The 20,860-nt window shown below is 57.8% G+C and carries 23 protein-coding genes; 14 read left to right on the forward strand and 9 right to left on the reverse strand.

Going from position 1 to position 20,860, the window contains the following annotated elements; all coding sequences use genetic code 11:
- Positions 1–183 precede the first annotated feature (183 nt).
- Positions 184–498: a flagellar hook-basal body complex protein FliE gene (gene fliE, locus JHD74_RS19580; protein ID WP_024528887.1), complete on the reverse strand. Its 315-nt coding sequence runs from the start codon at positions 496–498 to the stop codon at positions 184–186.
- A 318-nt stretch (positions 499–816) separates the two neighbouring features.
- On the opposite strand from fliE, the gene fliF reads away from it, so the two are divergent.
- From fliF to sra, 14 genes are all read left to right on the forward strand, one after another.
- On the forward strand, positions 817–2,505 hold the full coding sequence (fliF, locus tag JHD74_RS19585; RefSeq protein WP_199063346.1) for a flagellar basal-body MS-ring/collar protein FliF: 1,689 nt from the start codon (positions 817–819) through the stop codon (positions 2,503–2,505).
- On the forward strand, positions 2,502–3,494 hold the full coding sequence (gene fliG / locus JHD74_RS19590; protein WP_024486395.1) for a flagellar motor switch protein FliG: 993 nt from the start codon (positions 2,502–2,504) through the stop codon (positions 3,492–3,494). The genes fliF and fliG overlap by 4 nt, the downstream gene beginning before the upstream one ends.
- Positions 3,487–4,185: a flagellar assembly protein FliH gene (gene fliH / locus JHD74_RS19595; RefSeq protein ID WP_021180959.1), complete on the forward strand. Its 699-nt coding sequence runs from the start codon at positions 3,487–3,489 to the stop codon at positions 4,183–4,185. The genes fliG and fliH overlap by 8 nt, the downstream gene beginning before the upstream one ends.
- The gene (gene fliI, locus JHD74_RS19600; protein WP_021805706.1) at positions 4,185–5,546 is read left to right on the forward strand and encodes a flagellar protein export ATPase FliI; all 1,362 of its coding nucleotides are present in this window, start codon (positions 4,185–4,187) and stop codon (positions 5,544–5,546) included. Before fliH ends, fliI begins: the two co-directional genes overlap by 1 nt.
- Before the next feature lie 18 nt (positions 5,547–5,564).
- The gene (gene fliJ, locus JHD74_RS19605) at positions 5,565–6,011 is read left to right on the forward strand and encodes a flagellar export protein FliJ (RefSeq protein WP_024528889.1); all 447 of its coding nucleotides are present in this window, start codon (positions 5,565–5,567) and stop codon (positions 6,009–6,011) included.
- On the forward strand, positions 6,008–7,228 hold the full coding sequence (locus JHD74_RS19610; protein ID WP_199063347.1) for a flagellar hook-length control protein FliK: 1,221 nt from the start codon (positions 6,008–6,010) through the stop codon (positions 7,226–7,228). The genes fliJ and JHD74_RS19610 overlap by 4 nt, the downstream gene beginning before the upstream one ends.
- A gap of 135 nt (positions 7,229–7,363) precedes the next feature.
- On the forward strand, positions 7,364–7,855 hold the full coding sequence (gene fliL, locus JHD74_RS19615; RefSeq protein ID WP_021180955.1) for a flagellar basal body-associated protein FliL: 492 nt from the start codon (positions 7,364–7,366) through the stop codon (positions 7,853–7,855).
- A 6-nt stretch (positions 7,856–7,861) separates the two neighbouring features.
- A complete protein-coding gene (gene fliM / locus JHD74_RS19620) occupies positions 7,862–8,866 on the forward strand; it encodes a flagellar motor switch protein FliM (RefSeq protein WP_024528892.1) in 1,005 nt (334 codons plus the stop codon).
- Positions 8,859–9,272 (forward strand): flagellar motor switch protein FliN, encoded by a 414-nt coding sequence (gene fliN / locus JHD74_RS19625; protein ID WP_021180953.1) that lies wholly within the window; start codon positions 8,859–8,861, stop codon positions 9,270–9,272. Before fliM ends, fliN begins: the two co-directional genes overlap by 8 nt.
- Complete coding sequence (gene fliO / locus JHD74_RS19630; RefSeq protein WP_024528893.1) at positions 9,272–9,676, forward strand: flagellar biosynthetic protein FliO; 405 nt, start codon at positions 9,272–9,274, stop codon at positions 9,674–9,676. Before fliN ends, fliO begins: the two co-directional genes overlap by 1 nt.
- Complete coding sequence (gene fliP, locus JHD74_RS19635) at positions 9,673–10,428, forward strand: flagellar type III secretion system pore protein FliP (protein WP_199063348.1); 756 nt, start codon at positions 9,673–9,675, stop codon at positions 10,426–10,428. The genes fliO and fliP overlap by 4 nt, the downstream gene beginning before the upstream one ends.
- Positions 10,429–10,643: 215 nt before the next feature.
- Positions 10,644–10,913 carry a flagellar biosynthesis protein FliQ gene (fliQ, locus tag JHD74_RS19640; RefSeq protein WP_021180950.1) on the forward strand — a complete coding sequence of 90 codons (270 nt, stop codon included), beginning with the start codon at positions 10,644–10,646 and terminating at the stop codon, positions 10,911–10,913.
- A gap of 2 nt (positions 10,914–10,915) precedes the next feature.
- Positions 10,916–11,698 (forward strand): flagellar biosynthetic protein FliR, encoded by a 783-nt coding sequence (gene fliR / locus JHD74_RS19645; RefSeq protein WP_024528895.1) that lies wholly within the window; start codon positions 10,916–10,918, stop codon positions 11,696–11,698.
- A 291-nt stretch (positions 11,699–11,989) separates the two neighbouring features.
- On the forward strand, positions 11,990–12,115 hold the full coding sequence (gene sra / locus JHD74_RS19650; protein WP_098930689.1) for a stationary-phase-induced ribosome-associated protein: 126 nt from the start codon (positions 11,990–11,992) through the stop codon (positions 12,113–12,115).
- 225 nt (positions 12,116–12,340) lie between these two features.
- On the opposite strand, the gene flgL is transcribed toward sra, so the two are convergent.
- The 8 genes from flgL to flgE all read right to left on the reverse strand — a co-directional run bounded on the left by flgL (position 12,341) and on the right by flgE (position 20,796).
- The gene (gene flgL / locus JHD74_RS19655) at positions 12,341–13,303 is read right to left on the reverse strand and encodes a flagellar hook-associated protein FlgL (RefSeq protein WP_024528896.1); all 963 of its coding nucleotides are present in this window, start codon (positions 13,301–13,303) and stop codon (positions 12,341–12,343) included.
- Positions 13,304–13,364: 61 nt separating this feature from the next.
- Positions 13,365–15,017, reverse strand: coding sequence for a flagellar hook-associated protein FlgK (gene flgK / locus JHD74_RS19660; RefSeq protein WP_024528897.1), 1,653 nt, complete (start codon positions 15,015–15,017; stop codon positions 13,365–13,367).
- Positions 15,018–15,158: 141 nt separating this feature from the next.
- A complete protein-coding gene (flgJ, locus tag JHD74_RS19665) occupies positions 15,159–16,100 on the reverse strand; it encodes a flagellar assembly peptidoglycan hydrolase FlgJ (protein ID WP_074028529.1) in 942 nt (313 codons plus the stop codon).
- Entirely contained in the window at positions 16,100–17,200 is a 1,101-nt protein-coding gene (locus JHD74_RS19670) for a flagellar basal body P-ring protein FlgI (protein WP_024528899.1), read from the reverse strand. The genes flgJ and JHD74_RS19670 overlap by 1 nt, the downstream gene beginning before the upstream one ends.
- 10 nt (positions 17,201–17,210) lie before the next feature.
- Positions 17,211–17,864, reverse strand: coding sequence for a flagellar basal body L-ring protein FlgH (locus JHD74_RS19675; RefSeq protein WP_051363241.1), 654 nt, complete (start codon positions 17,862–17,864; stop codon positions 17,211–17,213).
- Positions 17,865–17,989: 125 nt separating this feature from the next.
- A complete protein-coding gene (flgG, locus tag JHD74_RS19680) occupies positions 17,990–18,772 on the reverse strand; it encodes a flagellar basal-body rod protein FlgG (protein ID WP_021180943.1) in 783 nt (260 codons plus the stop codon).
- 17 nt (positions 18,773–18,789) lie between these two features.
- On the reverse strand, positions 18,790–19,545 hold the full coding sequence (locus tag JHD74_RS19685) for a flagellar basal body rod protein FlgF (protein WP_024528900.1): 756 nt from the start codon (positions 19,543–19,545) through the stop codon (positions 18,790–18,792).
- A gap of 12 nt (positions 19,546–19,557) precedes the next feature.
- Complete coding sequence (gene flgE / locus JHD74_RS19690; RefSeq protein ID WP_024528901.1) at positions 19,558–20,796, reverse strand: flagellar hook protein FlgE; 1,239 nt, start codon at positions 20,794–20,796, stop codon at positions 19,558–19,560.
- Between the last annotated feature and the right edge of the window lie 64 nt (positions 20,797–20,860).

The following is a 20,860-nucleotide window of genomic DNA, read 5'->3' on the forward strand; positions in this document are numbered from 1 at the left end:
CCCCCCCCCCCCCCCCCCCCCCCCCCCCCCCCCCCCCCCCCCCCCCCCCCCCCCCCCCCCCCCCCCCCCCCCCCCCCCCCCCCCCCCCCCCCCCCCCCCCCCCCCCCCCCCTTTTCAGTTGGCATCGTCGGCAGCGTCAGATGTGTATAAGAGACAGGTGCTATAGCCACCCTTTATTTACCCCTACACCGCCATATTCATGACGTCTTGATAAGCCGCAACCAGTTTATTACGCACCTGCACTCCCAGTTGCAAAGAAACCGAAGATTTTTGCAGATCGACCATCACGTCGTTCAAACTGATCCCCGGCACACCCAATTCAAAATCCTGTGCTTGCTGGCGTGCAGTTTGTTGAGTCTCGCTGATCTTACCGAGAGCCGCCTTTAACTCATTGGCAAAGCTTGCTCCCTGCACCGGATCGTTTTGTCGCAGCGCTCCGGCCTGAACTGCCGTGGCTTGCAACTGCTGCACCACTCCTTCAATACCCTGAATTGCCATCATGACCTCGTCACTTCATTCATAGCCTATGGATTTCATGCGGTGGTCTGAAAGACGACGGGAAAACCGCGCCTTCATTCACCTGCATGATCCCGATGCTGCACACCCTACCACAGTGTTTTCCGGCTAAAGCGGCTAATTAACTGCAAAAACACCGGTTTATCGGGCCATCAAAATTGGTCCCAAGAGCAAATAATGGCATGCCCAAAAATGGGGGCGCTTCTGTTAGGCCGTAAAGAACTGTGTATTCAGGGAGTCTGTTTTGTCATCACTCAACAACGCTAGCCATACCTCGAACCCACCAGAGTGGGTACCAGCATGAATGGTGAAAGCCGTGATAACGGCCTGCTGGCCCTATGGAATCGCCTGCGTGCCAACCCTAAAATTCCACTGCTGATCGCAGCCTCGGCGGCGATCGCCATCGTGGTTGCCCTGACGCTATGGGCCAAAAGCCCGGATTACCGCGTGCTGTACAGCAATCTCAACGATCGCGACGGCGGCGCCATCGTCACGCAACTCACGCAGATGAACATCCCCTATCGCTTTACCGAGAACGGCTCGGCGTTGATGATCCCGGCGGAGAAGGTGCACGAAACCCGCCTGCGTCTGGCGCAACAGGGGCTGCCTAAGGGTGGGGCCGTCGGCTTTGAGCTGCTGGATCAGGAAAAATTCGGCATCAGCCAGTTCAGCGAACAGATCAACTACCAGCGCGCGCTGGAAGGCGAACTGTCACGCACTATCGAATCCCTGGGGCCGGTACAGAATGCCCGTGTGCATCTGGCACTGCCTAAGCCTTCGCTGTTTGTACGCGAACAAAAGAACCCTTCAGCTTCCGTGACGCTAACGCTGCAACCAGGCCGCACCCTGGACGACGGCCAGATCAATGCCGTGGTGTATATGGTGTCCAGCAGCGTGGCCGGTTTACCGCCGGGCAACGTCACGGTGGTCGATCAGGCTGGCCGCTTACTGACCCAATCCGACGGCACCGGACGCGATCTCAATGCCGCACAGCTGAAGTACGCCAATGAGGTTGAGAACCGCTATCAGCGTCGTATTGAAGCCATTCTGGCACCGATCGTCGGCAGCGCGAACGTGCGTGCACAAGTAACGGCACAAATCGATTTCTCCACCCGTGAGCAAACCGACGAACAGTACCAGCCCAACCAGCAACCGGATAAATCCGCAATACGCTCCAGACAGCTCAGCCAGAGTGAACAGAACGGCGGGCAACAGATCGGCGGCGTACCGGGTGCCCTTTCCAACCAGCCGAGTGCAGCACCGACTGCACCGATAGAAACACCAAAAGCTACAGCTGCGGGTAATACTAATACTCCTGCCACGGCAAACAATGCCAATAACAGCACGCGAACCGGGGCTAGCGGTAACGTAGCGCAAAACAGTCGCCGTGATGAAACCACCAACTACGAGGTGGATCGCACCATTCGTCATACCCAGCACAAGGCTGGAGCGGTGGAACGCCTGTCGGTCGCCGTGGTGCTCAACACCCTGGGTACCGATAAAGACGGCAAACCGCAGCCGATGAGCAAAGAGCAGTTGGCCCAGGTGGAGTCACTGGTCCGTGAAGCGATGGGTTACTCCAGCAGCCGTGGCGATACGCTTAACGTGGTCAACACCCCGTTCAACGATGTAGAGCAGACCGGCGGCGAGTTGCCTTTCTGGCAGTCACAGTCGTTTATCGATCAGTTGTTCAACGCAGGCCGTTATTTGCTGGTGCTGCTGGTAGCCTGGATTTTGTGGCGCAAGCTGGTTCGTCCGCAGCTGCAAAGCCGTCAGATCGCACAACAGGCCGCGGTTACTGCTGCCAAGGCACCAGCTAGCCGCCCGGCTGAGGTCAATAAGCCAAGTCATGAAGAGCAGGCGCTGCATAAGAAATCACAGCAGCGCGTCAATGCTGAAGTCCAGGGCCAGCGGATCCGCGAACTGGCAGATAAAGATCCACGCGTGGTCGCCCTGGTGATCCGTCAATGGATGAGTAACGAATTATGAGCCTGACAGGTACCGAAAAGAGCGCCATCCTGCTGATGACGCTGGGTGAAGATCGCGCCGCCGAAGTCTTCAAGCACCTCTCGTCACGGGAAGTGCAGCAGTTGAGTGGCACCATGGCCAGTATGCGTCAGGTGTCTCACAAACAGCTGGGGGAAGTCCTCAGCGAGTTTGAAGACGATGCCGAACAGTATGCCGCGCTGAGTGTCAATGCCAGCGACTACCTGCGATCGGTGCTGGTTAAAGCCTTGGGTGAAGAACGTGCCAGCAGTCTGTTGGAGGATATTCTCGAATCACGCGAAGACACCTCCGGCATGGAAACGCTCAACTTTATGGAACCGCAGAGCGCGGCCGATCTGATCCGCGACGAACACCCGCAGATCATTGCCACCATTCTGGTTCACCTCAAGCGCGGCCAGGCGGCGGATATCCTGGCACAGTTCGAGGAGCGCCTGCGCAACGACGTGATGCTGCGTATCGCCACCTTCGGCGGTGTACAACCGGACGCCTTGGCAGAGCTGACCGAAGTGCTGAACAATCTGCTGGACGGCCAGAACCTCAAGCGCAGCAAAATGGGGGGAGTCCGTACCGCCGCCGAGATTATCAACCTGATGAAAACCCAGCAGGAAGAGGCGGTTATCGGTGCCATGCGCGACTACGACGGCGAGCTGGCGCAGAAGATCATCGACGAAATGTTCCTGTTCGAAAACCTGGTCGAAGTGGACGACCGCAGCATCCAGCGCCTGTTGCAGGACGTGGAAAGCGAATCCCTGTTGATCGCCTTGAAAGGGGCAGAACAACCGCTGCGCGAGAAGTTCCTCAAGAACATGTCGCAACGTGCCGCCGATATCCTGCGCGACGATCTGGCCAACCGTGGCCCGGTGCGCATGTCGCAGGTGGAGAACGAACAGAAGGCTATCCTGTTGGTGGTACGCCGCCTGGCAGAAACTGGCGAAATGATCATCGGCGGTGGCGAGGACACCTATGTCTGATCGCCTCAATACCCTGCCCTGGCAGCCCTGGTCGCTTAACGACCTGGCGGATCCCAAACCGGTGCTGGAACCGGAAAGCCCGCCTGAGGTGATCATCATCCCGCAGGATGACAGCATCAACGAACAGCAACGGCTGGAGATGCTGCGTTTGCAGGCCCAACAGCAAGGTCAGCAACAAGGCTTTGCCGAGGGCCAGCAGAAAGGCTATGACGCCGGTTTCCAGGCCGGGCTGGAGGAAGGCCGTCAGCAAGGCATTCTGGCGGGCCAACAGCAGCAGCAACCGATCACGGAACATTGGCAACAGTTGGTCACCGAGTTCCAGCACACGCTGGACGCGCTCGACAGCGTGATTGCCTCACGCCTGATGCAACTGGCCCTGACGGCGGCCAAACAGGTCATCGGGCAAGCACCAGTGTGCGACGGTACTGCCCTGCTCGGCCAGATCCAACAGCTGATCCAGCAAGAACCGATGTTCAGCGGTAAACCTCAGCTGCGCGTACACCCGGATGATTACGAACGGGTAGAGCAGCAGCTTGGCATGACCCTCAGCCTGCACGGCTGGCGGCTGCTGGCCGACGGACAGTTACATCCAGGCGGCTGCAAGGTCAGCGCAGAAGAAGGCGATCTGGATGCCAGCCTGGCCACCCGCTGGCATGAGCTGTGCCGTCTGGCCGCACCGGGAGAGCTGTGATGACCGTTCGTCTCGGCCGCTGGCTGAACTCGCTGGACAGTCTGGAAAAACGCATTGCCCGTGCGCCAGCGGTGCGCCGCTATGGCCGCCTGACCCGAGCTACCGGGCTGGTACTGGAAGCCACCGGTTTGCAGTTACCGCTGGGGGCCACCTGCCTGATCGAACGCCATGACAGCGGTGTGGTGCAGGAGGTAGAAAGCGAGGTGGTCGGTTTTAACGGCCAGCGACTGTTCCTGATGCCGCTGGAAGAAGTCGACGGTATCGTGCCCGGCGCTCGGGTCTATGCTCGCGTCTCCCCCGAAGGGCAAAGCGCCAGCAAACAGTTACCCCTCGGCCCGGCATTGCTTGGCCGGGTGCTCGACGGCGGAGCCAAACCGCTCGATGGTCTGCCAGCACCCGATACCGGCTACCGTGCGCCGCTGATCACTGCCCCGTTCAACCCGTTGCAGCGCACCCCGATCGAACAGGTTCTCGACGTGGGCGTGCGCACCATTAACGGGCTGCTCACCGTGGGCCGTGGCCAGCGTATGGGCCTGTTCGCCGGTTCTGGCGTGGGTAAAAGCGTACTGCTCGGCATGATGGCGCGTTACACCCAGGCCGACGTGATCGTCGTCGGGCTGATCGGCGAACGTGGCCGCGAAGTGAAAGACTTTATCGAAAACATCCTCGGCACCGAGGGAAGAGCCCGTTCGGTGGTGATCGCTGCACCGGCAGACGTTTCCCCGCTGCTGCGCATGCAAGGCGCTGCCTATGCCACCCGCATCGCCGAAGATTTCCGCGATCGTGGCCAACACGTGCTGCTGATTATGGATTCCCTGACCCGCTACGCCATGGCGCAACGTGAGATCGCCCTGGCGATCGGCGAACCCCCAGCGACCAAAGGCTATCCCCCTTCGGTATTCGCCAAACTGCCCGCGCTGGTGGAGCGTGCCGGTAACGGCATCAGCGGCGGCGGTTCCATTACCGCTTTTTATACCGTGTTAACCGAAGGTGATGACCAGCAAGACCCGATTGCCGATTCGGCACGCGCCATTCTCGATGGCCATGTGGTGCTCTCCCGGCGCTTGGCAGAGGCGGGCCACTACCCCGCCATCGATATTGAAGCCTCGATCAGCCGAGCCATGACCTCGCTGATCGATGAGGAGCATTACCGGCGGGTACGTAATTTCAAACAGATGCTGGCCAGTTACCAACGTAACCGCGATCTGATCAGTGTAGGAGCCTACGCCGCAGGCAGCGATCCGCTGCTGGACAAAGCCATGACGCTATATCCGCAGATGGAAGCCTACCTGCAACAGGGCATCTTCGAGCGCAGCGGCTACGACGATGCCTGCCAGCAGTTACAGCAACTGATTGTTTAACCACGGAGCCTGAGCACCATGAAACCACAGTCACCGCTGATTATCCTGCGCGATCTGGCGCAGGATGCCGTAGAACAGGCCGCACAGCACCTCGGTCAGGCACGTCAGGCGCAACAGGCGGCGGAGCAACAGCTTGCCATGCTGCTCAACTACCAGGATGAGTATCGGCAAAAGCTGAACAACACCCTGTCTAGCGGCATGGGTTCCGCCAGTTGGCAAAACTACCAGCAGTTTATCGGCACGCTCGAGCAGGCCATCAGCCAGCACCGCCAGCAGTTGCTGCAGTGGAGCGAGAAGGTAGAACGGGCGGTCAAGCAGTGGCAGGACAAACAGCAGCGGCTGAACGCTTTTGAAACGCTCAACACCCGTGCCCTCAGCGCCGAGCTGGTGCTGGAAAACAAGCGTGACCAAAAACTGATGGATGAGTTCGCTCAACGCAGTTCACAAAGGAATCTAAACCCATGAATCTCAACGTTCTCTCTGGCTTGCCGGCGGCCGCTGACGGCACGGAGACTGGCCTTACCGCGCTGTCGTTGGATGATGCCGGGCTGTCTGCCAGCTTTGCTCAACTGCTCGGTGAACGCTTCGCGCCTGAAGGTCAACTGAAAGGCAAGCCGAACGTGGCACAGCTACTGGCCAAAGATCCACAACTCTCAACCCTCAGCCGCCAGCAGCTTAACCAACTGCTGACCTCGTTTAGCGATCGTGGCCGATTGCAGGCTGCCCCGCAGGATCTGGATACGGCAGACGATAACCAAACCCGGTTAACCAAGCGAGATGACGAACAGCCGTTGCACCCTGTCGATACTTTGGATGCGGCCAGTTTGCAGGCCCTGTTTGCCATGCTGCCTGCCGCCGTTGTGCAGCCGCTACCGGGAAATGGGGTAGCAACCGCCGCTGAGCCAAGCGGGGATGAAGCGCCGCTGACGGGAGCTGCATCACTGTTAGCCACCCTGAGCGAAAAACCCGCGTTATCCACTGCCAGCCTACCAGCGTCAAAATCGCAGCCGCACGCAGACGATAAATCCGCCTTGGCCGCCAAAACTGACGCAGCGGCGGTACTGTCTTCTCAGGCCGATGACAATCAGGATCGCGGCACCTCCCCACTGAAATTGGTGGCCGAATCGGCGCAATCTTCTGCAACGCCACAGCACGCAGCCCCTGCACCAGTGTCCAGCCCGGTGATCGCCAGCCAACCTGTCAGCGCGACGGTAAGCGCACCGGCAACGCCACAGTTGAACGCTCAACTCGGCAGCCCTGAATGGCAGCAGGCGCTGAGTCAGCAGGTGCTGATGTTCCACCGCAACGGCCAACAGAGCGCCGAATTACGCCTGCATCCGCAGGAACTGGGTGCCTTGCAAATCACGCTGAAGCTCGACGATAACCAGGCCCAGTTGCATATCGCCTCGGCACACGGCCAGGTTCGTGCGGCGGTGGAAGCCGCGCTGCCCCATCTACGCCATGCGCTGGCGGAAAGTGGTATCAACCTTGGCCAGAGCAGCGTTGGCGGTGAGTCACTGCCGCAGCCGCAACAGTCACAGCAGCAAGCCTCTCACCAAGGCGGGCAGCCTTCTTACCGTGAACAGCACGGCAGCGCCGAAACCGGCGTTGAAGCCCTGAGCGCTCCAGCAGCGCTGCAGGCAATGGCTCGTTCGGTCGACGGCGTTGATATTTTCGCCTGACGGCGTGCAAACGCCCAAGCTGGCACGCTTTTCCCCGCCTATTCTGGCTATTGCAGCCTGGAATAAGCGGGATAATAGCTTTACATGTATTGCGTGCTGCCTATCTGCACGCAGAGAACAGGATTTGACTTGGTAATGTCTCAGAACTCCCTTCCAACAGCAGCAACAAAGAAACGTCCAATACTGGTGATCCTGCTGGTACTGATCGCCTTGGGCGCATGTGGTGCCGCAGGCTATAGCTGGTGGTTGATGCAGCAGCATAAGAACGGTCAACCCGCCGCCGAGGAAAAAAAGCAGCCGCCTCCGGCACCGGTGTTTATGCCGCTCGATACCTTTACCGTCAATCTGGTGACGCCGGATAATAATCTGGACCGCGTGCTGTATATCGGCCTGACGCTGCGCCTGCCAGATGAAGAAACACGCCGCCGGCTGAACGATTTTCTGCCGGAAGTGCGTAGCCGTCTGCTAATGCTGCTTTCACGGCAGGAAGCAAGCCAACTGGCCAACGAGCAAGGGAAACAGCAACTGGTGGCACAGATTAAAGACGTGCTCAGCCCACCGCTGGTAACGGGACAACCGAAGCAAGTGGTCAGCGATGTGCTGTTCACTGCCTTCATACTGCGGTAATTAACCATGGGCGACAATATTCTTTCACAGGCCGAGATCGACGCACTGCTCAATGGCGACAGCGCGGGGGATGAACCCGCCGCCGTCATCGGTAATGAAAGTGAGGTCAAACCTTACGATCCCACAACCCAACGCCGCGTGGTGCGTGAGCGCCTGCAAGCCCTGGAGATCATTAACGAGCGTTTTGCCCGTCAGTTTCGCATGGGGTTGTTTAACCTGTTACGCCGTAGCCCGGATATCACCGTCGGGGCGATCAAAATCCAGCCATACCATGAATTTGCCCGCAACCTGCCAGTGCCGACCAACCTGAACCTGGTCCACCTGAATCCACTGCGCGGCACGGCGCTGTTTGTGTTTGCCCCCAGCCTGGTGTTTATCGCCGTGGATAACCTGTTCGGCGGCGATGGCCGTTTTCCTACCAAGGTGGAAGGCCGGGAATTTACGCCAACCGAACAGCGGGTGATCAAGCGCATGCTGCGCTTGGCGCTGGATGCCTACGGCGATGCCTGGAGCGCCATCTACAAGATCGACGTGGAATACGTACGTGCCGAAATGCAGGTCAAGTTCACCAATATCACCACCTCTCCCAACGATATCGTGGTAACCACGCCGTTCCAGGTGGAGATCGGGGCGCTGAGCGGTGAATTCAATATCTGTATTCCATTCGCCATGATCGAACCACTGCGCGAGTTGCTGACTAACCCACCGGTGGAGAACTCCCGCCAGGAAGACAGCCAGTGGCGAGAAACGCTGGTGAAACAGGTTCAGCATTCCGAACTTGAACTGATAGCCAACTTTGTCGATATCCCGATGCGCCTGTCGAAAGTGCTGAAACTGCAACCGGGCGACGTGTTACCGATCGATAAGCCGGAACGCCTGATCGCTCATGTTGACGGCGTCCCGGTATTGACCAGCCAATACGGCACTTTGAACGGGCAGTACGCCCTGCGTGTTGAACATTTGATTAACCCTATTTTGAATGCCCTGAGCGAGGAACGGCCCAATGAGTGATCCTAAACAACCGTCTGGCGAAGAGAAGGACTCCGTAGACGATCTGTGGGCTGATGCGTTTAACGAGCAACAGGCGACCGAAAAATCCGCCTCTACCGAAGGCGTATTCAAGTCGCTGGAAGCTCAGGATGCGTTGGGTAGCCTGCAAGATATCGATCTGATCCTGGATATTCCGGTCAAGCTGACCGTGGAGCTGGGCCGCACCAAGATGACCATTAAAGAACTGCTGCGCCTGTCGCAAGGCTCGGTGGTGGCGTTGGATGGTCTGGCCGGTGAACCATTGGACATCCTGATTAACGGCTATCTGATTGCCCAGGGCGAAGTGGTGGTGGTCGGCGACAAGTTCGGCGTACGCATCACCGATATCATCACACCTTCCGAGCGCATGCGCCGCCTGAGCCGCTGATGAACCCCAACGCCAGCGTGCAGACGCAAAGCACTCAGCAGCCCGTCGGTACGGCGCTGCCCACCGGCTCGGTATTGATGCAGGTCAGCAGCGCGCTGGGCGCTATTTTGTTGCTGATCCTGCTCGCTGGCTGGTTGTTTCGTCGGCTGGGCTTTGCTCCGCAGGCCCGTGGCAATCAAAAATTGCTCAACCTGCGTGCCAGTTGTCAGGTTGGCCAACGCGAACGCGTGGTGGTGGTTGAAGTGGATAACACCTGGCTGGTGCTGGGCGTTACGGCTCAGCAGATCACCCCGTTGCACACCCTGCCCGCACCACCGGTACAGGAAGCAACCGACCATAAATCACCGGCAGATTTCCGCCAGCTGATGCAAAACGTACTAAAACGCCCGGATAAATCGGCATGAATCCATTCTCCCTCCGCCGGGCTTTTGGCCCGCTGCTGGCCGCAGGCCTGCTACTTCTCAGCCCTGCCGCCTTGGCACAGTTGCCGGGGCTGATTAGCCAACCTACGGCCAACGGCGGCCAAAGCTGGACGCTGCCGGTACAGACGCTGGTACTGATCACCTCACTCAGCTTCCTGCCCGCAATGCTGCTGATGATGACCAGCTTTACCCGCATCATCATCGTGCTGGGGCTGCTGCGTAACGCCCTCGGCACCCCGTCGGCACCCCCCAATCAGGTGATGCTGGGGCTGGCGCTGTTTCTGACCTTCTTTATCATGTCACCGGTGTTCGACAAGGTGTACCAGGATGCCTATCTGCCGTTCAGCCAGGACAAGATCAGCATGGAAGTGGCGATCGACAAAGGTTCGCAACCGCTGCGCGAGTTTATGCTGCGCCAGACGCGGGAAAGCGATCTCGCCCTGTATGCCAGGCTAGCTAACCTGCCCGCGTTGGAAGGCCCAGAGGCCGTCCCGATGCGTATTCTGTTGCCCGCCTATGTCACCAGTGAGCTGAAAACCGCCTTCCAGATTGGTTTTACCGTGTTTATTCCTTTCCTGATCATCGACCTGGTGGTAGCCAGCGTGCTGATGGCGCTGGGGATGATGATGGTGCCGCCCGCGACTATCTCGCTACCGTTCAAGCTGATGTTGTTTGTGCTGGTGGATGGTTGGCAGTTGCTGTTGGGTTCGTTGGCGCAGAGTTTTTATAGCTAGATCGGTGTTGCCCCCTCGCCCTCACCCTAACCCTAACCCTATCCCCCAGGAGAGGGGACCGATCGAGCTTGCTGAAAATTTAGTTATCCATCTGAAAGAAAAGAATGACTAACAGCACAATATTCTTTCCGAAAGAGCACAGACTAGCCCCCTCTCCCTTTGGGAGAGGGTTGGGGTGAGGGGCAGAACGCAACCTCCCATATTGGAGAAAAGAGATGACACCTGAATCGGTAATGGCGCTGGGTACGGAAGCGATGAAAGTGGCACTGGCGCTGGCCGCCCCGCTGCTGTTGGCCGCGCTGTTCAGCGGGCTGATCGTCAGCCTGTTGCAGGCCGCCACGCAAATTAACGAAATGACGCTGTCGTTCATTCCCAAAATTCTCTCCGTGGTCGCTACCCTGATCGTTGCCGGGCCGTGGATGCTCAACCTGCTGCTGGACTACATGCGCATGCTGTTCAGCAACCTGCCGAACCTGATCGGCTAACCATGCTGACCTTTGACAGCGCCCAACTCAGCGTCTGGCTCAGCCAGTTCTTCTGGCCTCTGCTACGCGTCCTGGCGCTGATTAGCACCGCCCCGCTGTTCAGTGAAAAGCAGATCTCCAAGCGGGTGAAAATCGGCCTGGGCGGTCTGATCGTTTTGCTGATCGCTCCCACTCTGCCCACCAGCAATATCCCCCTGTTTTCCGTCACCGGCCTGTGGCTGGCCGTGCAGCAGATCCTGATCGGTGTGGCGATCGGTTTGACGATGCAGTTCGCCTTTGCGGCGGTGCGCTTGGCGGGTGAGGTGATCGGTATGCAGATGGGGTTGTCCTTCGCCACCTTCTTCGATCCCTCCGGCGGCCCCAATACGCCGCTGTTGGCGCGCCTGCTGAACCTGCTGGCGATGCTATTGTTCCTAACCTTCGATGGTCACCTGTGGCTGATCTCGCTGTTAGCCGACAGCTTTCACACCCTTCCTATCCAGGCGCGGCCGCTGAACGGCAACGGTTTCCTGGCGCTGACCCAAGCGGGAACGCTGATCTTCATTAACGGTATGATGCTGGCGCTGCCGCTGATCTGCCTGCTGCTGACGCTGAACCTGGCGCTTGGCCTGCTTAACCGCGTTACCCCACAGCTTTCAGTGTTTGTGATCGGTTTCCCGGTCACGTTAACCATCGGCATGTTGACCCTTGGCATGATGATGCCGATGCTGGCCCCCTTCTGCGAACACCTGTTCGGTGAGTTTTTCGATCGACTGGCGGCGGTGATCGGCGGCATGACCCCTTAACGCTGAGGTTACCCGCGAGACAAACTAGCAGGGAAAGATATTTTCCGAGATAAAAAGTTGAAAAAGCGAAATTAACCAGATTTAGCGGCGATTATTCTGCCGGGCTTGAATAATAAAATACCCCCCTTAGAATGGCCTCATTAAATAAATCCCATGCCGTATAAAAAAGCGGTAAAAGACCATTAAATGGGTCACGTGATTTATTAACACTAACGGAACACCAAGAAAATAAAATAACCGCACCTTAGGGCGGCGGAATTTTATTTATCTCAATATAGCCAGGAGCATCAAATGAAAGCGAAAACTAACAGGAAAGCACGCAGAGCCTTGGGCATGGCGCATTGGACCACTAATCGCATTCAGATCACGGCGTCCGCCTGCGGAAAAATCTGGACCGTAGCCAAAAAGAAAAAATAATCTGTTTTTAATGCGTGACGTTAAAAATAGCATGATCGCTTATCCAGCCTGAATATCCTGACGATTCCCGCCGTTAAATCAGGCTGTGCAAAAACGGCACTGCGCTCTATATCCACGTTATAGGGCGCAGTGCCCTATGACTTGAATATAGACATTATCTAGAATTAATACCCTATGGATTTCAAGCTGCAGCGTTGTTACCTGCAGCTTGAAAGACGACGGGTATTATCGATTCATTTGAAATAGCGACATACCCTGCATATCGCTGAAGGTCTTATACGATGCCTGCAAGGCCGCCTGTTGCATGTAGTAAGACGAGATCGCCTCCACCACATCCGCCTCCACCAGCGCGGTCAGCTGATTTTTGTTAGCCGTATTGTTTTCGATACCGATGCTGTCCAGCACGTCCAACTCTTGCAGTTGAGTCCCCAGCACCGCGTTGGTGCTCAGCACGTTGTTATAGCTGTTATCCAGACCACGGGTTGCCTTATCGAGCGCCGCCGTCACCTGTGCGCGAGTAGCCTCATCGGCCCCTTGCAGCGGGGTTTTCAACGCTTTCAGTGCCGTGTCGATACTCTCGAACACGTTTGTTTCGGAAGCGCTGCCGTCCGGCTCCGGTTTGATATTGCTGGTCAGCGACATAAATATCGAGCTGCCGGTGTGGCCCACGGTCATGGTGCGGTTGGCATCCACTTTCTGCTCAATGGCCGAGTTGCTGCCCTGATAAACCACCTTGCCGCCCTGCTCGACAAACGGGGCTTTGTCATTGGCAAAGCCAGCAAAAATGAAACGGCCGTTACCGTCGGTACTGTTGGCCTGGCTGAGTAGCTGATCTTTCAGCCCCTGCAACTGGGTGGCCAAAGAGTCACGGTCATTATCACTGAGCGTGCCGTCACCGGCGTTGACGATCAGCGTTTTCATGTCCTTGATGCCGTCGGCAGCGCTACGCAGCACGGTTTCTTCCATCGAGATATTCTGACGGGCAAAGGTGCGCGCCAGCGCGTACTGGCTGTTTTCTGACATCGACTGCGAGATCATCACCGCCTGTGACGCCGCTAACGGATCGTCCGAAGGGTAAAGCACGCGCTTGCCGCTGGAAAGCTGCTGCCCGGACTGCATCCACAGAGACTGATTATTGGTGACCCCCGACAGATTCTGCTGGTAGATCATGCTGGTGCTCATGCGCATGGGTTGGATTCCTCACTAAGGGCATCCGCAGCCGGTATACCGGCTGCAGTTAACGGTAAAATCAACGAATATTCAGTATGGCGTCAAACAACGAGCTGGCGGTCTGGATCACCTGCGCATTGGCCATGTAATACTGTTGGAAACGCAGCAGTTCGCCGTACTCTTCGTCCAGGTTAACCCCGGAGATGGACTGCTGTTGGGTTTGCAATTGGGTCACAATATTGGTTTGTGCGGTGGCGTTGACCTTGGCGGTAGCGGTCTGGTTACCCACGCTGCTGACCAATCCGGCATAGGCGCCGCTCAAGGTTGCTTTACCCTCCACCACTTTGGCGGTTTGCAGATCGAGCAGTTTCTTGACGTTGTCGTTATCACCCTTACCGCCATCTTCCGTTCCTGCGGCCGCAAACTTGGCCGAGTCGCTGATCGCGACCTTCAGGGTTCCGGCCACATCGCTAACCGGCTTCACGGTAAAGCTGTCATTCTTTTGCGCGTTGCCCGTCACGCCGACCTGCAGGCCATCAAAGCTCAGCGTCGGTTTGCCATCCGCATCAGTGCCTGCGGTGGCAGGCACTTTGACGTTGTCGGACAGGCGCGTAACCTGCCAGTTGGCACCGTCAAACTCCATGCGGTAGTCGCTGGCCTTGACCTTGCTGGTATCGGTAAAGGAGACCGACAGCGAGGCATTGCCGGTGTTATTGGTATTGTTGACCGTACGCCCACCCGAGAAGCTGAAGAAATCTTCCCCCGGATCGCCGTTGATATCAAAGCCTTCGCGATGCTGCTGGTTAAAGCTATCGGCCAGCGCCAGGGCCAATTGCCCCAACTGGTTACGTGCGCCGTCCAGTGATTCACTGCGGAACTTCAGCACGCCGCTGACGCTGCCGCTACCAATCTGACTTTCCGGAATTTCGCTAGCGCCATTGCCGCGATCGTAACCCAGCGTCAGGCGGGACGGGTCTTTGCTGGAAGGCATCGCCGTCACCTGATAGGAGGAGTTGCCTTGCACCAGCGTCAAGCCGTTGGCGAAGGTCACGGTATAGGCATCACCGTCCTGCTGAGTGACCTGAACGCCGACCACTTTGTTAAGCTCTGTCACCAACTGATCGCGCTGATCCAGCAAGGCGTTCGGCTCGCTGCCGCCGCTGCTGGCCCGCACCTGGGTGATTTCGTTATTCAAACGGGCGATCTGCTGGCTGTAAGTATTGATCTGGTTGGCGCTGTCGCTCAGTTGCTGATTGACGCCCGCATCCATATCGCGCAGATATTTATCCGCATTGTTGAACTGATTCACCAGGCCGTTGGCCTTGCCTAACACGGTCTGACGGGCAGCGTCATCCCCGGCATTGCTGACAACGTTTTGCAGATTTTTGAAGAAATCTTCCATCCCCGATGCCAGGGTATTGGTTTTGGACGCCAGCAGGTTGTCGATCTGGGAGACTTTTTCGAAGTAGCTGCTCTGGGCCGAAGCTTCGCTTTGCGCTCCGCGCAACTGGGTCATGATGAACTGGTTATACTCGCGATTGACCGTAGTCACGGTGGCTCCGTTGCCGATAAATCCGTTCATGGTGCCCAGGCCGCCGTTTTGCGCCAGGATCGCGGTCTGGCGGTTATAGCCCGCCACGTTGTAGTTGGAAATGTTATTACTGACGGTGCTAAGCGCAACCTGCGCCGCATTCAGGCCACTCATCGCGGTATTGATTAAGCTGTTGGACATAGAGGTTCCTTATGCTGCGGTGCCAGCGGCCCACAGAGGTCAAAAATTGTGCCGGGCGTTGCCATCCAGCCTGTTTGGGTTATCGGCCATCTGACGGCAAACTTGAGTAAAAAAATGGGCGCTGCATGCAGCGCCCGACAGCTAAAACAGATCCTGCAAATCGTGGGTATAGGCTTTGGTTACCTGCTCCCCGGCGTTTTTCATCTGCTGGATCATGCTGACCAGCTTTTTGGCATACAGCGGATCGGTCGCATAACCGGCCTTTTGCAGCGCATGGGCCGCCTGCTCGGGGCTGCTGGCACTGGCAACGTTGGCGTAACGCGGGTTGTTGGTCAGCAATTTGACGTAATCCCCAATCGCTTCCATATAAGAGCCATACACGCGGAAGCGTGCCTTGACCTTCTTCGCCACCCCTTCCTCGAACTCGGTAGTGGTGATCTCCGTCACCGGGCCATCCCAACTGCTACCGGCCTTGATACCAAACAGGTTATAACTGCGTGAGCCATCCGCCGCCGGGATCTCGCGTTGCCCCCAGCCAGACTCCAGCGCGGCCTGCGCCACAATCAACTGGTGCGGAATACCGCTTTGCTGGCTGGCAACCCGTGCCGGAATGGACAACTGCGCCACAAAGTTGCCGTTGCTCAACGGCAAGGGAGGCGCCGAAGGTATTTTGGGCACTGCCCGGCGGACCATCTGCTCCAATGCCTGACGCGGCAGGGTCTGTAACACCTCGTTGTCCAGCGCCATCGGCACCGTCCCTGCGGTTTCGCTTGGGCGGCTGTTTCCGGCGGAGAGCTGCTTGACCATCATGTCCGCCAGCCCCAGGCCTTTCTGCGACATCTGTTGGGCGATTTGCTGATCGTACATCGAGGTATACAGCCGCGTCTGGTCGCTGCTCAATACGCCATCCTGCGGCAATGCCGCACGCATGCTTTTCAGCATCATCTGCACGAACATACCTTCCACCTGCTGGGCCACCTGCTTGATATTGCCCTGCGGATCGGCGGCAACATCGCGCTTCAAGCCGTTTAGCGACTGGGTGTCATAGGCAGCCCCCGACATGGCCATCAGATCGCTGCTCATCAGATAATTTCCAGTTTGGCACGCAGGCAACCAGCGCTCTGCATTGCCTGCAAGATAGACATCAGGTCGATCGGCGTCGCCCCCAGCGCATTCAACGCGCGAACCACGTTATTGAGGTTGGCACTGGCGTTCACTTTTTGCAGTGAACCTCCCTGCTGCTGCACGGAAATCTGGGTATTCGGCGTCACCACGGTCTGGCCACCGCCGAATGGCGTATCCGGCTGGCTAACGGTGTTTTGCCGATCGACCACCACCGACAGGTTCCCTTGTGCCACCGCGCAGGAGTCCAGTACCACATCGCGGTTCATTACCACCGAACCGGTCCGGGAGTTGATGATCACTTTGGCATCCATCGCCCCAACGTTAATGCTGATATTCTGAATATCCGCCAGGAAGCGCACTTGCGAACTATTGCCGCGCGGCACCAATACCTGCACGGTACGGGAATCGAGCGGAGAGGCGGTGCCGCCGCCGCGCTGGCGGTTGATGGCGTCGCTGATCTGTTGTGCCAGGGTGAAATCATCGTCGTTCAGTTGCAGGTTGATCACGCCATCCTGGCCGAAGGTGGTCGGCAATTCGCGTTCGATGGAAGCGCCGTTGCTGATACGACCACCGGCCAACTGATTGACCTGCACGCTGCTGCCCCCGGAGGACGCACCGGCCCCGCCGACCAGCACGTTACCCTGTGCCAACGCATAGACCTGATTATCAACACCTTTCAGCGGTGTCATCAGCAGTGTCCCGCCACGCAGGCTTTTGGCGTTACCCATTGAGGACACCACCACGTCGATATTCTGCCCCGCACGGGAGAACGGCGGCAGCTTGGCGGTTACCATCACCGCCGCCACGTTTTTCAACTGCATGTTGGTGCCTGGCGGCACGGTGATCCCCAGCTGCGACAGCATGTTGCTCAGGCTCTGGGTGGTAAACGGGGTTTGCATGGTCTGGTCGCCAGAGCCGTCCAATCCCACGACGAGGCCGTAACCAATCAACGCATTGTCACGTACGCCTTGTACCGTCACCAGATCGCGGATGCGTTCCGCCGTCGCGGGCAGGCAAACCAGCATCATGGACAGTGTGAGAAGAAACTTTTTCAGCATCGGTCAATCCTTAGAACGGTGAAACATTTAAGAAGAAGCGCTGTAGCCACCCCATGGTCTGCGCTTCATTGATATAGCCGTTGCCGACGTATTCAATGCGTGCATCCGCCACCTGGGTGGACGTGACCGAGTTATTGCCACTGATGGTGCGGGGGTTAACCACACCGGAGAAACGGATGAATTCGGTGCCCTGATTGATGGCAATTTGCTTTTCGCCCACCACGTGCAGGTTGCCGTTGGCCAAGACCTGATTGACCGTGACGGTAATGGTGCCGTTAAAGGTGTTGTTGGCGTTCGCCCCACCCTTGCCGCCGAAGGTGCTGTCGCCGGAGATATCCATGTCGGCTCGCGCGTTACCAAGCAGCCCTTCGAGGTATCGCGGTGAAGTGGCTACGCCAAATTTGCTGGCCCCATTGCGGCTGGCGTTGGCGGATGAACTCTTGCTGGCACTGACGTTTTCTTGCAGCACGATGGTCAGGGTGTCGCCGATATTACGCGGGCGACGATCTTCAAACAGCGGCTGATAGCCGTAGTTCATCGGCTGTACCGTCTGGAAAATCGAACCGTTCGGCACCGGAGCGCCTGCCGGAGCGGGCTGAGCCGTGGTAGCTCCGTCAACCAGGGGGGTATGCGGAATATAGGCACAGCCGCCGACTGTCAGCATCAGCAGCCCGGCCAGGACGCGTTTGCCTTGCTGCGGCACGCTGGCCGCTAAAAAGGTGGTTACCACGGGTATCGCCTTTGTTGCTCAGGATAAGGATTACGGGCGCAGCCTGCTGCGCCCGTCGATTACAGTTGCGTCAGCTTTTGCAGCATCTGGTCAGACGTTGATACCGCTTTGCTGTTGATCTCATAGGCACGCTGGGTCTGGATCATGTTGACCAACTCTTCCGCCACGTTGACGTTAGAGGTTTCAACATAACCCTGATACAACAGGCCTGCCCCGTTGAGGCCAGGGGTACTTTCGTTAGGTGCGCCGGAGCTTTCGGTTTCCTGGTACAGGTTTTCACCCATGCTTTCCAGGCCGCTATCGTTGATAAAGGTGGTCAACGTCAGTTGCCCGACCTGCTGCGCCGCCGTCTGGCCCTGCTGGGTCACGCTGACGATGCCATCACGGCCCACGGTAATGCTCAGGGCGTTGGCCGGAATGGTGATCGCCGGTTGCACCTGAAAACCACTGGCGGTCACCAACTGGCCATTCTGATCGATCTGGAATGAACCATCGCGGGTATAGGCCTGGGTGCCATCCGGTAACACCACCTGGAAGAAGCCCTGCCCCTTGATCGCCACGTCTTTGCTGTTGTTGGTCTGCGACAGATTGCCCTGGCTGTGGATGCGCTCGGTCGCCACCGGACGTACACCGGTACCAATCTGCAAACCGGAAGGCAGCGTGGTCTGCTCGGAAGACTGAGCTCCGGGCTGACGCATGGTCTGGTACAGCAGATCTTCAAACACCGCACGCTGGCGTTTAAACCCGTTGGTACTGACGTTCGCCAGGTTGTTGGCGATCACGTCCATATTGGTCTGCTGCGCATCCAGACCGGTTTTGGCAATCCATAAGGATGGGATCATGATTTATTCCTCTGCACTCAGCTCATTGACAGCAATGAGTTGGCGCGCTGTGCGTTTTCATCCACGCTGTGGATGACCTTCATTTGCATTTCGAACCGGCGAGCGTTGGCGATCATATCCACCATTGTCTCCAGCGGTTTGACGTTGCTGCCCTCCAACACTCCCGGCATGATCCGCACTTCGGGATCGTTCGGTAGTTGGTTGCCACGCTGCTGCTGAGCCTCGGCAGTCAGATGGAACAGGCCGTCGTCCCCGCGCACCACTTCCCGCGCATCGGCCTTCACCAGCTTCAAGCGGCCAATCTGGGAAATGGTGTTTGGCGGATCGCCCGGATTTAACGCCGAGATGGTACCGTCCGCCGCCAGCGTCAGTTCTGCCTGCGGCGGGGCTTCGATCGGCCCGCCATCACCCATCAGCGGCACGCCCTGCACCATCAACTGCCCGGTGGAGGAGATCTGGATGCTGCCGTTACGGCTGTAAGCTTCAGTGCCGTCCGGCAGCCTTAGCGCCAGAAACCCGTCCTGCTGCAATGCCACATCCAGTGGCCGCCCGGTGTAGTTCAGCGGCCCTTGGCTCATGTCTGCCCCAGGCGTCGAAGCTGCCACCAGCGTACGGGTCTGCATGCTTGGCCCATCAACCGGCACTGCACGCAGTGCCGAAAGCTGTGCGCGGAACCCCGGCGTGGAGGCATTGGCCAGGTTGTTGGCCGTGACCGACTGCTGCTCCAGCGTCTGCCGGGCTCCACCCATCGCGGTATAAATCGCGTGATCCATAAATCAATCCTATTAGCGCAGGCTGACCAGCGTTTGCAGGATCGAATCCTGTGTTTTGATGGTTTGCGCGTTTGACTGGTAGTTACGCTGTGCGACGATCATGTTTACCAGTTCTTGACTCAGATCGACGTTGGAAGACTCCAGCGCTCCGCTGGTCAGTGAACCGAAACCGCCACCGCCCGCCAGGCCTACACGTGGCTGACCTGAAGCACCGGTCTCCTTCCAGACGTTATCACCCTGTGAGGCCAGCCCTTCCGGGTTGGAGAAGTTGGTCAACACGATCTGCCCCAACAATTGGGTCTGCTGGTTGTTGTATACCCCGACCACGGTGCCGTCTTTGTTGATCTGGAAGCCCTGGTATTCCCCGGTGGCATAGCCGTCCTGGGAAATCTTGCTGACAGAGTCACTACCAACGTTCTGTTGCAGGCTACCGGCAAAGCTCAGGTTAAAGTTTTGCGCCAGCGCGCCGTCTTTAGCCGACATTGGCACGACCAGGTTGAATGGCGTGGCGCTTGGTGTGCCATCTGGCTTCAGCGTCCCAGTCAGTGTACCGCTGTTGTCAAAGTTCAGGCTGCCCGCTTTGGCAGACGGAGCACCTGTCACGCTGCCGTCCTGGGTATAAACGTCCCACTTGTTATCAGCTGTTTTAACAAAGTAGGCGTTGATGTTGTGTGCATTGCCCAGGGTGTCGTAGGTGGTAATGGTGTTGACGTAGTTAAACGAGTCGGTCTTGTTGGGATCGAAAGGCGTCACCGCCGGTGGCTTATGGGTCGATTTCAGGTTGGCCACCATATTGCCGCTGGTGCTGGCTTTGGCGTTCATCATGCCTTCAGGGATGCTCAGCGGTACCGGATCGGCCCCCTGCTGGATGGTTGGCGGCGAGCCAGCCGCCGGGTAGCCGGTCAGGCTCAACCCTTGCATGTTGGTGATGTTGCGGTTGGCATCCATGATGAACTGCCCATTACGCGTATAGAAGATGCCGCCATCGGCGTCTTGCATACGGAAGAAGCCGTTCTGGCTGATGGCGATATCCATTGCCCGGTTGGTGTTGGTGGTAGTACCGCCGTTGAAGTTCTGGGTGATCCCCGCCACTTTCACCCCCAGCCCGACCTGCGAGCCAGCAAACATATCGGCAAAGGATACGCTGCCGGATTTAAAGCCATAGGTGGCGGAGTTGGCGATGTTGTTACCAATCACATCCAGGTTGGTTGCAGCCGCGTTTAAACCGCTGACCGCTTGAGAAAAAGCCATGTCGTTCTCCGAAATAGGTCATTTAAAAAGGTGTCTTCAGGATCGAGCGATCCATTGCCGACGT

This window comes from Serratia sp. ASV30 (assembly GCF_016428815.1).
GTDB lineage: Bacteria > Pseudomonadota > Gammaproteobacteria > Enterobacterales > Enterobacteriaceae > Chania > Chania fonticola_C.

What these genes read in the sequence shown, in the direction of transcription:
- fliI (WP_021805706.1), top strand. Translation starts at nt 4,185, where the DNA reads ATGACCGTTCGTCTCGGCCGCTGGCTGAACTCGCTGGACAGTCTGGAA.
- flgK (WP_024528897.1), bottom strand. Translation starts at nt 15,017, where the DNA reads ATGTCCAACAGCTTAATCAATACCGCGATGAGTGGCCTGAATGCGGCG.
- flgG (WP_021180943.1), bottom strand. Translation starts at nt 18,772, where the DNA reads ATGATCCCATCCTTATGGATTGCCAAAACCGGTCTGGATGCGCAGCAG.
- fliQ (WP_021180950.1), top strand. Translation starts at nt 10,644, where the DNA reads ATGACACCTGAATCGGTAATGGCGCTGGGTACGGAAGCGATGAAAGTG.
- JHD74_RS19670 (WP_024528899.1), bottom strand. Translation starts at nt 17,200, where the DNA reads ATGCTGAAAAAGTTTCTTCTCACACTGTCCATGATGCTGGTTTGCCTG.
- flgE (WP_024528901.1), bottom strand. Translation starts at nt 20,796, where the DNA reads ATGGCTTTTTCTCAAGCGGTCAGCGGTTTAAACGCGGCTGCAACCAAC.
- fliM (WP_024528892.1), top strand. Translation starts at nt 7,862, where the DNA reads ATGGGCGACAATATTCTTTCACAGGCCGAGATCGACGCACTGCTCAAT.
- fliH (WP_021180959.1), top strand. Translation starts at nt 3,487, where the DNA reads ATGTCTGATCGCCTCAATACCCTGCCCTGGCAGCCCTGGTCGCTTAAC.
- flgL (WP_024528896.1), bottom strand. Translation starts at nt 13,303, where the DNA reads ATGCGCATGAGCACCAGCATGATCTACCAGCAGAATCTGTCGGGGGTC.
- fliL (WP_021180955.1), top strand. Translation starts at nt 7,364, where the DNA reads ATGTCTCAGAACTCCCTTCCAACAGCAGCAACAAAGAAACGTCCAATA.
- fliR (WP_024528895.1), top strand. Translation starts at nt 10,916, where the DNA reads ATGCTGACCTTTGACAGCGCCCAACTCAGCGTCTGGCTCAGCCAGTTC.
- sra (WP_098930689.1), top strand. Translation starts at nt 11,990, where the DNA reads ATGAAAGCGAAAACTAACAGGAAAGCACGCAGAGCCTTGGGCATGGCG.
- fliN (WP_021180953.1), top strand. Translation starts at nt 8,859, where the DNA reads ATGAGTGATCCTAAACAACCGTCTGGCGAAGAGAAGGACTCCGTAGAC.
- fliG (WP_024486395.1), top strand. Translation starts at nt 2,502, where the DNA reads ATGAGCCTGACAGGTACCGAAAAGAGCGCCATCCTGCTGATGACGCTG.
- fliE (WP_024528887.1), bottom strand. Translation starts at nt 498, where the DNA reads ATGGCAATTCAGGGTATTGAAGGAGTGGTGCAGCAGTTGCAAGCCACG.
- fliP (WP_199063348.1), top strand. Translation starts at nt 9,673, where the DNA reads ATGAATCCATTCTCCCTCCGCCGGGCTTTTGGCCCGCTGCTGGCCGCA.
- fliF (WP_199063346.1), top strand. Translation starts at nt 817, where the DNA reads ATGAATGGTGAAAGCCGTGATAACGGCCTGCTGGCCCTATGGAATCGC.
- JHD74_RS19675 (WP_051363241.1), bottom strand. Translation starts at nt 17,864, where the DNA reads ATGCTGACAGTCGGCGGCTGTGCCTATATTCCGCATACCCCCCTGGTT.
- fliO (WP_024528893.1), top strand. Translation starts at nt 9,272, where the DNA reads ATGAACCCCAACGCCAGCGTGCAGACGCAAAGCACTCAGCAGCCCGTC.
- JHD74_RS19610 (WP_199063347.1), top strand. Translation starts at nt 6,008, where the DNA reads ATGAATCTCAACGTTCTCTCTGGCTTGCCGGCGGCCGCTGACGGCACG.
- JHD74_RS19685 (WP_024528900.1), bottom strand. Translation starts at nt 19,545, where the DNA reads ATGGATCACGCGATTTATACCGCGATGGGTGGAGCCCGGCAGACGCTG.
- fliJ (WP_024528889.1), top strand. Translation starts at nt 5,565, where the DNA reads ATGAAACCACAGTCACCGCTGATTATCCTGCGCGATCTGGCGCAGGAT.
- flgJ (WP_074028529.1), bottom strand. Translation starts at nt 16,100, where the DNA reads ATGAGCAGCGATCTGATGGCCATGTCGGGGGCTGCCTATGACACCCAG.